Source organism: uncultured Microbacterium sp. (assembly GCF_937927635.1).
Classification (GTDB): Bacteria; Actinomycetota; Actinomycetes; order Actinomycetales; family Microbacteriaceae; genus Microbacterium.
The window spans coordinates 76,286-87,731 of record NZ_CALBRW010000011.1 but is presented as its reverse complement, the minus strand read 5'-3'; the positions used below and the strand labels follow the sequence as shown (position 1 = coordinate 87,731).

Here is an 11,446-nt window from a genome sequence, read left to right as displayed (position 1 = left end):
TCAGCCCTCCAGGCGGTATCCGACGCCGCGGACGGTCTCGATCAGCGAGGCCCGGCCGATCTTGCGACGGATGCTGGCGACGTGCACCTCCAGCGAGCGGGCGAAGCTCTGCCAGTCGGTGTTCCACACCTCGCGGATCAGCCGCTCCCGAGGCACGGCAACGCCCGGGTAGCGGGCCAGCACGGCGATGATGTCGAACTCCTTGCGAGTGAGCTCGATCGGCGCGCCGTCGACCAGCACCCGACGGGCGACCAGGTCGATGCTCACGCCGTCCACCTCGATGAGCGCCCGGTCCTCGGCATCCGGCGTCAGCGCGTCCAGCGGATGCAGCCGGCGCGTGACTGCCTCGATGCGGGCCAGCAGCTCGCGCACGTCGTAGGGCTTGACGACGAAGTCGTCGGCGCCGGCGCGCAGCCCGCGGATGCGCTCCTGCACGTCGCTGCGGGCGGTGGCGATGATCACCGGCACGCCGCTGCGGGACCGGATGCGGCGGCACACGTCCACGCCGTCCATGTCGGGCAGGCCCAGGTCCAGCAGCACCAGCTCGGTGTCCGATCCCACCAGCTCCAGCGCCTGGGCGCCGTTCGTGGCGCGGGCCGTCGCGTACCCGGAGCGGCTGAGGAAGGCCGCCAGCGCCTCGGCGACGCGATCGTCGTCCTCGACGATCAGGATGCGCATGGTCTCACTCCGGGTCGACCTCGCGCTGCGCGAAGGCGCTCTCGTACAGGCACACGCTGGCCGCGGTGGCGAGGTTCAGCGATTCGGCCTGCCCGTAGATCGGCAGCTTCAGCGCACGGTCGGCACGCTCGAGCATGTCGTCCTCCAGGCCGCGGGCCTCGTTTCCGAACAGCCAGGCGGTGGGCTTGCGCAGCATGCCCTCGGCGCGGGCCGCCAGCAGGTCGTCGCCCTTCACGTCGGCTGCCAGCACCTGCATGCCCGCGGCGTGCGCGCGGGTGATCACGTCGTCCAGGTCTCCGCCCACCGAGAACGGCAGGTGGAACAGCGACCCCGTGGTGGAGCGCACGACCTTGGGGTTGTACGGGTCGACCGTACGGCCGGTCAGCACCACGGCATCCGCTCCTGCCGCATCCGCGGCGCGGATGATGGTGCCGAGGTTGCCGGGATCGCGCACCTCCTCGCAGATGGCGATGAGCTTCGGGGATGCCGCGAAGATGTCGCGCACGGAGGTGGGCGTCTGGCGGGCGGTGGCGATGATGCCCTGCGGGGTGACGGTGTCGGCCATGGCCGAGAGCACGTGCTCGGTGACGTACTCGACCTCGACCTTCTCCTCGATCGCGAGCGCGCGGACGTCGCCGTGCTTCTCCCACGCCGTGGGCGTGGCGAACAGGTCGACGATCGCACCGGGGAGGCATCGGAGAGCCTCTCGCACGGCCTGCGGTCCTTCCAGCAGGAACAGTCCTGCCTCGGCTCGCGCACTGCGCTTGGTGAGCTTGGCCACGGCACGGACTCGGGGAGAGCGGGGATTCTCGAGCACGACCCCAGTCTAGAAGACGAAGACGGGCGCTCCCCTTTCAGGGAGCGCCCGTCTTCTCAGCTCGGCTCGGCTCAGGCAGCGGCCTTCGGAGCGTTCACGTCGGAGGGCAGCGCCTTCTTGGCGACCTCGACCAGCGTGGCGAACGCGGCGGCATCGGTCACGGCCAGGTCGGCCAGCATGCGGCGGTCCACCTGGACGCCGGCGAGGCCCAGGCCCTGGATGAAGCGGTTGTACGTCATGCCGTTCTGGCGAGCGGCGGCGTTGATGCGCTGGATCCACAGCTTGCGGAAGTCGCCCTTGCGCTTGCGACGGTCACGGTACGCGTAGACGAGGGAGTGAGTGACCTGCTCCTTGGCCTTGCGGTACAGACGCGACCGCTGGCCACGGTAGCCCGAGGCGCGATCGAGGATGACGCGACGCTTCTTGTGCGCGTTGACCGCGCGCTTGACTCTTGCCATTTTCCTGGATTCCTATTCGTGTGTGCGGCGCGCTCAGCGACCGAGAAGCTTGTTGGCGACCTTGGCGTCGGCCTTGGAGAGGACCTGGTCCTGGTTCAGGCGACGGGTCTGACGGCTCGACTTGTGCTCGAGGTTGTGGCGCATGCCGGCCTGCTGCTTCTTCAGCTTTCCGCTGCCGGTGATCTTGAAGCGCTTCTTCGCACCCGAATGGGTCTTCTGCTTCGGCATCTTCTCTTCCTTCGTGTGGCGCCCGCTCGGGCGACGGTGGGTTACCCGCTCGCGCGGGAGTTCTGGGGGCGGCTCACGCCGCGGGAGAGTCCTTGCGGGCCGCAGCGGCGTCGCTCTTCGCCTCGCGCGCGGCCTGCTTGTTGGCCGTGCGCACGGCGTTCTGCTCGGCCTTGGCCTCGGACTTGTTCTTCAGGGGAGCGACGACCATGACCATGTTGCGGCCGTCGATCGTGGGGTTCGACTCGACGGTGCCGAACTCGGCGACGTCCTCGGCGAACTTGCGCAGCAGACGCACGCCCTGCTCGGGACGCGACTGCTCGCGACCGCGGAACAGGATCATGGCCTTGACCTTGTCGCCGGAGCGCAGGAAGCCCTCGGCGCGCTTGAGCTTGGTCGTGTAGTCGTGAGCCTCGATCTTCAGGCGGAACCGCACCTCCTTGAGGATGGTGTTCGCCTGGTTGCGGCGGGCTTCCTTCGCCTTCTGCGCGGCCTCGTACTTGAACTTGCCGTAGTCCATGATCTTGACGACGGGCGGCTTGGAATTCGGGGCCACCTCGACGAGATCGAGGTCGGCTTCCTGGGCCAGACGCAGCGCTGCCTCGATGCGGACAACGCCGATCTGCTCACCCGCGGGACCGACGAGGCGGACCTCGGGGACGCGGATGCGCTCATTGGTACGGGGATCGCTGATGCGGAGCTCCTTAGACGTGGTTTCGGCCACCGGGATGCTGTCTGCATTCCGGGCGAAATCGGAGTCTCCCCACCCGCCGGCGCGTCAGACTGCACCGGCTTCGGCACCCTTTCCACCGAAGCCGGCGGGGTGCGGAACCCGGTAGCCTTGAACGGCAAGCGCGGGTGGGAAGTGAATCCTCTTTCGTATCGGAGCGAAAAGCTCCGAAGCCCGCAGAAGTCTACCAGAAAGCAACCCGAAGTGACGATTCCTGCCGAGCACGCCGATGACCGCCACGAGCGCTGGGCGCAGCAGGAGCAAGCCGCTGCCGCCGCCACCCGCGACATCGCCGATGTCCCCGCCGTCGAGGTGATCACCACGACCGCCGTGCACCTGATGAGCGCCGCCGCCGTGAAACTGGGCCTGGCCGATGAGCCCGAGGCGCAGCTGGACCTGGACGAGGCCCGCAAGCTCATCAACGCGCTGGCGGGGCTCATCACCGCAGGCGCCCCCGAGATCAGCGACGCGCACGCCCGCCCGCTGCGCGACGGGCTGCGCTCCCTGCAGCTGGCCTTCCGCGAGGCCTCCCCCATCAAGGACGCCGTCGGCAAGGGGCCGGGCGAGAAGTGGACCGGCTCGGTCATCTGAGCTCTCTGGACTGACGGCCTGCGGAAGGTTCCCTTCGCTCGCAGAGCGGGGGCCCCTCCGCTTCGCTCCTCCCCGATGCTCGCTCCGGGAACCTTCCTCCGGCCTCACGTCTCGGTCAGGCTGACCTCGTGTGAGGGCGTAGGGCGGATGCGGTCAGCCCTCGGAGCGGGTGAGCTTCACGGTGAGGGAGTCGACCAGGACGGCCATGCGATCGTCGGCGGCCCAGCGCTGCGCGAGACGCGCGAGCACGGCATCCAGCGTCTCGCGATCCAGCCCGTCGATGAGCTCGAGGGTGACGATCAGCTCGGGGCCGCGCATCCGGGCATCCGGATCCCCCGCCGCGACAGACACGTCGATGACGGCCAGCTCGTGCGCGACGCTCTCGCGCAGGGCCGTGAAGACCTCGGGTGAGAGGAAGCTGGGCTCCCACGGCTGACTCTGCGCGATCGCCCACACGGCGGGGCGGCGCAGGACGAACTCGGTCTCGGATGCCGGGTCCAGCACAACCAGGTCGGTCTGCTCGTCGGCGGCCGACAGGGCCACGCGGATGGCCTCGACCGGAATCGGTCGGGCCGCAGGATCCCACCGGCGCATGGTGTCCACGGACGAGAACGCCGGCTGCACGCGACGCCCGTCGGGAGCGGCGACGGTGACGATGGAGAGCTCCTGGGTCTTGTCGACCTTCAGCCCGTTGGGCGCGGTGCCCTCGTCGCCCTTCTCGGCGACCAGCGGCACCAGCACGCGGGCGTCGCGGAATGCGTCCACGACCTCGGCCTGGCTGCCCGTGCCGGCGCGGAAGCGCAGCAGCGCATCCAGCAGCGCGGGGTCGGCGGAGCCGTCATCGGCCGCGCGGGTGTTCTCCTGGAAGTGCCGCCCCGCCCAGGGCACGCCGGCGGAGTCGGCGCTGTTCCCGTGATCGCAGGCGTCGTCAGTCGCCCGCGACATCCAGTGCCTCTGCGAGGGTGAACTGCCCGGCGTACAGCGCCTTGCCGACGATGGCGCCCTCCACGCCCAGCGAGACCAGCTCGCGCAGCGCGATGATGTCGTCGAGGCTGGAGACGCCGCCGGAGGCGATCACGGGCTTGGGCGTGCGCGAGGTGATCTCGCGCAGCAGGTCGAGGTTCGGGCCGCGCAACGTGCCGTCCTTGGTGACGTCGGTGACGACGTAGCGACTGCAGCCGGCCTCCTCCAGGCGGTCCAGCACCTCCCAGATGTCGCCGCCGTCCTTGGTCCAGCCGCGTGCCGCCAGCGTGGTGCCGCGCACGTCGAGTCCCACGGCGACGGCCTCGCCGTACCGGCCGATGACGTCGGCCGCCCACTCCGGGTTCTCCAGCGCCGCCGTTCCGAGGTTGATGCGGTTGGCGCCGGACTCCAGGGCCGCCTCCAGGCTGGCGTCGTCGCGGATGCCTCCGGAGAGCTCGACGTTCACCCCGCGGTACTGCTTGATGACCTTGCGCAGGATGCCGGCGTTGCTGCCGCGCCCGAAGGCGGCATCCAGATCCACCAGGTGGATCCACTGGGCTCCCTGGTCGACCCATTCGCCTGCGGCGTCGATCGGGTCGCCGTAGCTGGTCTCCGTGCCTGCCTCACCCTGGGTGAGACGCACGGCCTTCCCTCCCGCCACGTCCACTGCGGGGAGCAGGATCAGCGAGGGGGACTGTGCGAAGTCGTTCATGACGTCCTTGAGTCGGGGAATCCGCGGCGTGCGGACACGAGAGATCAGGATAGTCCGGCCGCAGAGCGGTCTCAAATGATGTGTCCGGCTCTGGGCTCAGACCAGCGACTGCACCCAGTTGCGCAGCAGGCGGATGCCGGCCTCTCCGGACTTCTCGGGATGGAACTGCGTGGCGGCGAGCGGCCCGTTCTCCACGGCGGCGAGGAACCGCTCGCCGTGCGTGGCCCAGGTCAGCGACGGCTGCGGGAACGGCGCCTCGACCTGGATCCCCCAGGTCTTCGCCGCGAACGAGTGCACGAAGTAGAAGCGCTCCTGCTCGACGCCGCGGAACAGCACGCTGCCCTCGCCGGCCTCGACGGTGTTCCAGCCCATGTGCGGCAGCACGGGGGCATCCAGCTCGGCGACGGTCCCAGGCCACTCCCCCAGACCTTCGACGTTCTGACCGCGCTCCACGCCGCGCTCGAACATCACCTGCATGCCGACGCACACGCCCAGCACGGGGCGTCCTCCTGCGAGCCTGCGGTCGATGATCTCGTCGCCGCCGTGCGCGCGGAGCGCGCCGGTGACGGCCGCGAATGCGCCGACGCCGGGGACGAACAGCCCGTCGGCCTCCAGCGCCGCGTCCCGGTCGCCGGTGAGCTCGACATCGGCTCCGGCGGCTGCCAGCGCCTTGACGGCGGAGTGCACGTTGCCGGATTCGTAGTCGTAGACGACGACCCGCGGAGCCGTCACAGCGCGCCCTTGGTGGACGGGACCCCGTGCACCAGCGGATCCAGCGCCTTGGCCTGGCGGAACGCCCGCGCGAACGCCTTGAACTCCGCCTCGGCGATGTGGTGCGGGTCGCGTCCGTTCAGCACGCGCACGTGCACGGTGAGCGCTGCGTTGAAAGCGATGGCCTCGAAGACGTGACGCACCAGCGACCCGGTGAAGTGCCCGCCGATCAGGTGCAGCTCGAAGCCTGCGGGTTCGCCGTCGTGCACGAGGTACGGACGCCCGGAGATGTCGACGACCGCCTGGACGAGCGCCTCGTCCAGCGGCACCAGCGCGTCGCCGTACCGTGAGATGCCCGACTTGTCGCCGAGCGCCGCCCGGATGGCCTGGCCGAGCACGATGGCGATGTCCTCGACGGTGTGGTGCGCGTCGATGTGGGTGTCGCCGGTGGCGCGGACGGTGAGGTCGGTCAGCGAGTGCTTGGCGAACGCCGTGAGCAGGTGGTCGAAGAACGGCACGGAGCTGCTGACGTCGGCCTTGCCGGTGCCGTCGAGGTTCACCTCGACGTCCACCGTCGACTCGGACGTGCTGCGGCTGCGCTGCGCGATGCGGGGCGCGGTGCGGGGGTCGCTCATGAGGCAGATCCTATCGATGCGAGGGCGTCCAGGAAGGCAGTGGTCTCCGCCTCGGTGCCGGCCGAGACGCGCAGGTGGTTCGGGATGCCGACGTCGCGGATCAGCACGCCGCGGTCGTACAGCGCCTGCCACAGCTCCTGCGGCTTCTCCACCCCGCCGAACAGCACGAAGTTCGACCAGGACGGATGCGGCGTGTAGCCCAGCGCCTCGAGCGTCGCCGAGATGCGGTCGCGCTGCTCGACGATCTCGTCGACCATGGCCAGCATGACGTCCGCGCTGCGCAGCGCGGCCGTGGCCGCCGCCTGCGTGAGCGCGCTGAGGTGGTACGGCAGGCGCACGAGGCGCAGGGCATCGATGAAGGCAGGATCGGCTGCCAGATAGCCCACACGGGCGCCGGCGAAGGCGAACGCCTTGCTCATGGTGCGGGAGATCGCCAGCCGCGGGCGCCCCGCGAGCAGAGTCAGAGCGGATGCCGCATCCTTCGGCGCGAACTCCTGATACGCCTCGTCGACGACGACGATGCCTCGAGCGGCCTCGTAGACGGCCTCGACCACATCCAGTCCCAGCGGTGTGCCGGTGGGGTTGTTGGGCGTGCACAGCAGCACGACGTCCGGGTCCGCGGCGGCGACCTGCGCGGCAGCATCCTCGGCCGTGATCGTGTAGTCGTCCTCGCGCGTGCCGGCCACCCAGGTGGCGCCGGTGCCGCGGGTCAGCAGCGGGTACATCGAGTAGGTGGGCCCGAAGCCGAACACCGTGCGGCCGGGGCCGGCGAAGGCCTGCAGGATGTGCTGCAGCACCTCGTTGGAGCCGTTGCCGGCCCAGATCTGCTCGGGTGCGAGCTCGTGGCCGAGGTAGCCCGCGAACGCCTCACGCAATCCGGTGAACTCCCGATCCGGGTAGCGGTTCACATCGCTCAGCGCGAGCGCGACGTCGTCGAGGATGTCGCTGACGACGGCCTCGGGCACCGGATGGGTGTTCTCGTTGACGTTCAGCGCCACCGGCAGCGGCGCCTGCGGAGCGCCGTACGGGGTCAGGCCGCGAAGATCGTCGCGGAGGGGCAGGTCATCGAGGGATGTCACCCTTCCCATGCTAGAGCGCGTGCGGGTATGGGAGACCCCGCGTGACGGGTCAGCGCGCGTACTTCGTCGGGATCGCGATCTCCTCGCCCGCCTGGATGGTGGCGGAGCCGAGGTTGTTCAGCGAGATGATGTCGTCGATGACGTCGCGGGGGTCGACCCCGGGAGCGACCTCTGCGGCGATCCCCCACAGGGTGTCGCCGGGTGCCACGTGCACGGTCTGGAAGGAGACCGTCGCTGAATCCTGTCCGGAGGCCAGTGCCGAGCCGCCGGCCAGCACCGAGAAGGCGATGCCGGCGACCAGGGGCGCAGCCGCCAGGCCCGCCAGCACGCGCCTGCCCCGCATGGTCAGGCGCAGCTTCGTGCGCCGCACCGGGCCTTCTGAGACCGGGCGCCCGGCGGCGACGCGAGGGATCGCGGGGCTCTGGATGCTGATGGTGCTCATGTGGGGCTCCTCCGTGTGGTCCCGCCGTGCGGCGGAAGTGGTGCAGCTTTCGCATCCGGCATCCGACCGGGGACCCCGGATGCGAAGCTACGTTCCGAATGTATCTTCGATATCGAACATCTGTCAAGAGTTCTTCGAAATCCGTCCGGGAATGTCCTCGACACGCTCGAACAGATCTTCCGTTTTCCGGCCTGAGTCGGATACGGTTTCGATATGGACAGCACACCACTGGCCACCGACATTCGAACCGGATGCCCGCGATGACGCGGATCCTCGCCGGCTCGCACGCATGAAGGAGCACCGATGAGCGACAAGTCCGCCCCCGCAGCCGAGGCTCCGCGCACCCGTCGGCGCAAGAGCCTGAGCGCGAAGCAGATGGCCATCCTCGAGGTGATCCAGAACTCCATCGCCCAGCACGGCTACCCGCCCAGCATGCGCGAGATCGGCGACGCCGTCGGGCTGAAGTCGCTCTCCAGCGTCACCCACCAGCTGGGTCAGCTCGAGCTCAGCGGCTACCTGCGCCGCGATCCCGGCAAGACCCGCGCGATGGAGGTGCTGATCGACCTGCCGGGCACCAGCACTGAGAACCCCGCCGACACCACGCCTGCACTCGGCGACGCCGCACTGGTGCCGCTGGTCGGCCGCATCGCCGCCGGCATCCCGATCACCGCCGACCAGCAGGTCGAGGAGATCTTCCCGCTGCCGCGTCAGCTGGTGGGCAAGGGCGACCTGTTCATGCTGAAGGTCAGCGGCGAGTCGATGATCGACGCCGCCATCTGCGACGGCGACTGGGTGGTCGTGCGCACGCAGAACAACGCCGAGAACGGTGAGATCGTGGCGGCCATGATCGACGGCGAGGCCACGGTCAAGACGTTCCGCCGCCGGGACGGCCACACCTGGCTGCTCCCTCGCAACTCCGCGTTCGAGCCCATCCTCGGCGACGAGGCCGTGGTGCTGGGCAAGGTCGTGGCGGTGCTGCGCGCGGTCTGACCCGTCGAGACCCCTCCTGAGCGCCGAGACCCCTCATGATTCGCGTGAATCATGAGGGGTCTCGGCGTTGGATCCGCAACAGGACGGATGCTCAGGCGGGGACGTTCACGTCCTCGCGCACGCGGTGCGTGGCCTCGACGATGTTGCGCAGCGAGGCGACGGTCTCGTCGTAGCCGCGGGTCTTCAGACCGCAGTCCGGGTTGACCCACAGCTGGCGCAGCGGCAGCTCGGAGGTCGCGCGGCGCAGCAGCGACTCGATCTCGGCGACGCTGGGCACGCGCGGCGAGTGGATGTCGTAGACGCCGGGGCCCACACCGTGGTCGAAGCCGTACTTCGCGATGTCGGCGACGACCTCCATGCGGCTGCGGGCGGCCTCGATCGAGGTCACGTCGGCATCCAGCGCGCGGATCGCGTCGATGACCACGCCGAACTCCGAGTAGCAGAGGTGCGTGTGGATCTGCGTGGGCGCCGCTGCACCGCCGGTGGCCAGGCGGAAGGAGTTCACCGACCACTCCAGGTACGCGGCCTGGTCGGCCTTCTTCAGCGGCAGCAGCTCCCGCAGCGCGGGCTCGTCGACCTGGATGATGGCGATGCCGGCGGCCTCGAGATCGGTGATCTCGTCGCGCAGCGCGAGCGCCACCTGGTTGGCGGTCTCGCCCAGCGGCTGGTCGTCGCGCACGAACGACCAGGCGAGGATCGTGACGGGGCCGGTGAGCATGCCCTTGACGTGCTTGGCGCTCAGCGACTGCGCGTATGCCGACCATGAGACCGTGATGGGCGCCGGGCGCGACACGTCGCCCCACAGGATCGAGGGGCGGGTGGCGCGCGAGCCGTAGGACTGCACCCAGCCGTTCTCGGTGACCGCGAACCCGTCGAGGTTCTCGGCGAAGTACTGCACCATGTCGTTGCGCTCGGCCTCGCCGTGCACGAGCACGTCGAGCCCCAGGTCCTCCTGCAGCGCGACGACGCGGTCGATCTCGGTGCGCAGGAACGCCTCGTAGTCGTCCTGGGGCAGCTCACCGCGGGTGAACTGCGCGCGTGCGCGGCGGATGTCGCCGGTCTGCGGGAACGAGCCGATGGTGGTCAGCGGCAGGGCGGGCAGGTCCAGCGCCAACTGGGCGGCCTCGCGCTCCTCGTAGGAGACGCGCGAGAAGTCCGCCTCGGCCAGGGCACGGGCCCGCACGGCGCCGTCGCGCACGCCGGGGGCCGTCTGGCGATCGGCGAGGGCCGCAGTCGCGGCATCCAGCGCATCCGCGACAGCCGCACGGTCCTCGACCAGCCCACGTGCGAGCGCGGTGACCTGCTCGACCTTCTGGTCGGCGAAGGCCAGCCACGACACCAGACGCGCGTCGAGCTTGGACTCGTCGGTCACGTCGTGCGGCACGTGCAGCAGCGAGGTGGAGGTGGAGGCCGAGACGGCGGGAGCACCGAGGGCGCGCAGCGCCTCGAGCTTGTCGAACGCGCCGCGCAGGTCGCCGCGCCAGATGTTGTGGCCGTCGATCACGCCGCCGACGAGCGTCTTTCCGGCGAGGTCGGGCAGCGACTCCGGCACCGCACCGCGCACCAGGTCGATGGCGATCGCCTCGATCGGAGCGGATGCCAGCACCGGCAGCACCTCGCCGAGCGCGGCGTACGGGGCCGCGACGAGGATCTGCGGACGATCGGCGGCGCCGCCGAGCACGACCAGCGCACGCTGCGCGGCATCCGCCAGCTGCACGGTGGTGGCAGGCAGCGACTCGCTGACCAGCGCGGGCTCGTCCAGCTGCACCCAGTCGGCGCCGGCGGCCTTCAGCTTCGCCAGCAGCTCGACGTACACGGCCACGACGTCGTCCAGTCGCGAGAGCGGGTCGAAGCCGTCGGGAGAGGCATCCGAGGCCTTGGCCAGTGCGAGCAGCGTCACGGGGCCGACGATCACCGGACGGGTGCGGAAGCCGGCGGCGACCGCCTCGGCCACCTGGTCCACGAGGCGGGAACTGGAGAGCGAGAACACCGTCTCGGGCCCGATCTCCGGCACCAGGTAGTGGTAGTTGGAGTCGAACCACTTGGTCATCTCCAGCGGGGCGCGGTCGCCCTCGCCGCGGGCAGCGGTGAAGTACGCCGGCAGGCCGATGGTCCCGTCGGCGTCGCGCAGGTCCTCGAAGCGGCTCGGGATGGCGCCGACGGTGAGGGCGGCATCCAGGACCTGGTCGTAGTACGAGAACGACTCCGGGATGGCGGAGTCCTCGCGGCCCAGGCCGAGCTCGGCCAGGCGCTCGCGGGTGGCGGCGCGCAGTCCCGCCGCCGTGGTCTCGAGGGCTGCCTCGTCGATGCGACCTGCCCAGAACGCCTCGACGGCCTTCTTCAGCTCGCGACGACGGCCGATCCGGGGGTAGCCGAGGATCGTCCCGGCGGGGAAAGCGGTCATGGATGTTTCCT

The 11,446-nt window shown here is 70.1% G+C and carries 14 protein-coding genes; 2 read left to right on the top strand and 12 right to left on the bottom strand.

Annotated elements, in window-relative coordinates; genetic code table 11:
- The 5 genes from Q0568_RS03120 to infC form a co-directional block, all read right to left on the bottom strand.
- Positions 1–678, bottom strand: a complete 678-nt coding sequence (locus Q0568_RS03120) for a response regulator transcription factor (RefSeq protein ID WP_298862098.1) — start codon at positions 676–678, stop codon at positions 1–3.
- Between the two features lie 4 nt (positions 679–682).
- Complete coding sequence (locus Q0568_RS03115; protein WP_298862095.1) at positions 683–1,495, bottom strand: RNA methyltransferase; 813 nt, start codon at positions 1,493–1,495, stop codon at positions 683–685.
- 71 nt (positions 1,496–1,566) lie between these two features.
- Complete coding sequence (gene rplT, locus Q0568_RS03110; RefSeq protein ID WP_298862090.1) at positions 1,567–1,953, bottom strand: 50S ribosomal protein L20; 387 nt, start codon at positions 1,951–1,953, stop codon at positions 1,567–1,569.
- Between the two features lie 33 nt (positions 1,954–1,986).
- On the bottom strand, positions 1,987–2,181 hold the full coding sequence (gene rpmI / locus Q0568_RS03105; protein WP_298862087.1) for a 50S ribosomal protein L35: 195 nt from the start codon (positions 2,179–2,181) through the stop codon (positions 1,987–1,989).
- A 73-nt stretch (positions 2,182–2,254) separates the two neighbouring features.
- Complete coding sequence (infC, locus tag Q0568_RS03100) at positions 2,255–2,902, bottom strand: translation initiation factor IF-3 (protein WP_298862084.1); 648 nt, start codon at positions 2,900–2,902, stop codon at positions 2,255–2,257.
- Positions 2,903–3,112: 210 nt separating this feature from the next.
- Between infC and Q0568_RS03095 the strand changes: the two genes are divergently transcribed.
- The gene (locus Q0568_RS03095; protein WP_298862081.1) at positions 3,113–3,499 is read left to right on the top strand and encodes a DUF1844 domain-containing protein; all 387 of its coding nucleotides are present in this window, start codon (positions 3,113–3,115) and stop codon (positions 3,497–3,499) included.
- A gap of 153 nt (positions 3,500–3,652) precedes the next feature.
- Here the strand turns inward: Q0568_RS03095 and Q0568_RS03090 are convergent, their stop codons facing one another.
- The 6 genes from Q0568_RS03090 to Q0568_RS03065 form a co-directional block, all read right to left on the bottom strand.
- Positions 3,653–4,444, bottom strand: coding sequence for an SseB family protein (locus Q0568_RS03090; RefSeq protein WP_298862078.1), 792 nt, complete (start codon positions 4,442–4,444; stop codon positions 3,653–3,655).
- Entirely contained in the window at positions 4,428–5,174 is a 747-nt protein-coding gene (gene priA, locus Q0568_RS03085; protein ID WP_298862076.1) for a bifunctional 1-(5-phosphoribosyl)-5-((5-phosphoribosylamino)methylideneamino)imidazole-4-carboxamide isomerase/phosphoribosylanthranilate isomerase PriA, read from the bottom strand. The genes Q0568_RS03090 and priA overlap by 17 nt, the downstream gene beginning before the upstream one ends.
- A gap of 96 nt (positions 5,175–5,270) precedes the next feature.
- The gene (hisH, locus tag Q0568_RS03080; RefSeq protein WP_298862073.1) at positions 5,271–5,906 is read right to left on the bottom strand and encodes an imidazole glycerol phosphate synthase subunit HisH; all 636 of its coding nucleotides are present in this window, start codon (positions 5,904–5,906) and stop codon (positions 5,271–5,273) included.
- Positions 5,903–6,520 (bottom strand): imidazoleglycerol-phosphate dehydratase HisB, encoded by a 618-nt coding sequence (hisB, locus tag Q0568_RS03075; protein ID WP_298862070.1) that lies wholly within the window; start codon positions 6,518–6,520, stop codon positions 5,903–5,905. The genes hisH and hisB overlap by 4 nt, the downstream gene beginning before the upstream one ends.
- Positions 6,517–7,608 (bottom strand): histidinol-phosphate transaminase, encoded by a 1,092-nt coding sequence (locus Q0568_RS03070; protein ID WP_298862067.1) that lies wholly within the window; start codon positions 7,606–7,608, stop codon positions 6,517–6,519. Before Q0568_RS03070 ends, hisB begins: the two co-directional genes overlap by 4 nt.
- 40 nt (positions 7,609–7,648) lie before the next feature.
- Positions 7,649–8,041 carry a LysM peptidoglycan-binding domain-containing protein gene (locus Q0568_RS03065; protein ID WP_298862064.1) on the bottom strand — a complete coding sequence of 131 codons (393 nt, stop codon included), beginning with the start codon at positions 8,039–8,041 and terminating at the stop codon, positions 7,649–7,651.
- A gap of 303 nt (positions 8,042–8,344) precedes the next feature.
- Here Q0568_RS03065 and lexA point away from each other — a divergent pair, with 303 nt between their 5' ends.
- Entirely contained in the window at positions 8,345–9,031 is a 687-nt protein-coding gene (lexA, locus tag Q0568_RS03060; RefSeq protein ID WP_298862061.1) for a transcriptional repressor LexA, read from the top strand.
- A 91-nt stretch (positions 9,032–9,122) separates the two neighbouring features.
- Here the strand turns inward: lexA and metE are convergent, their stop codons facing one another.
- Positions 9,123–11,435 carry a 5-methyltetrahydropteroyltriglutamate--homocysteine S-methyltransferase gene (gene metE / locus Q0568_RS03055; protein ID WP_298862058.1) on the bottom strand — a complete coding sequence of 771 codons (2,313 nt, stop codon included), beginning with the start codon at positions 11,433–11,435 and terminating at the stop codon, positions 9,123–9,125.
- Positions 11,436–11,446: the final 11 nt, after the last annotated feature.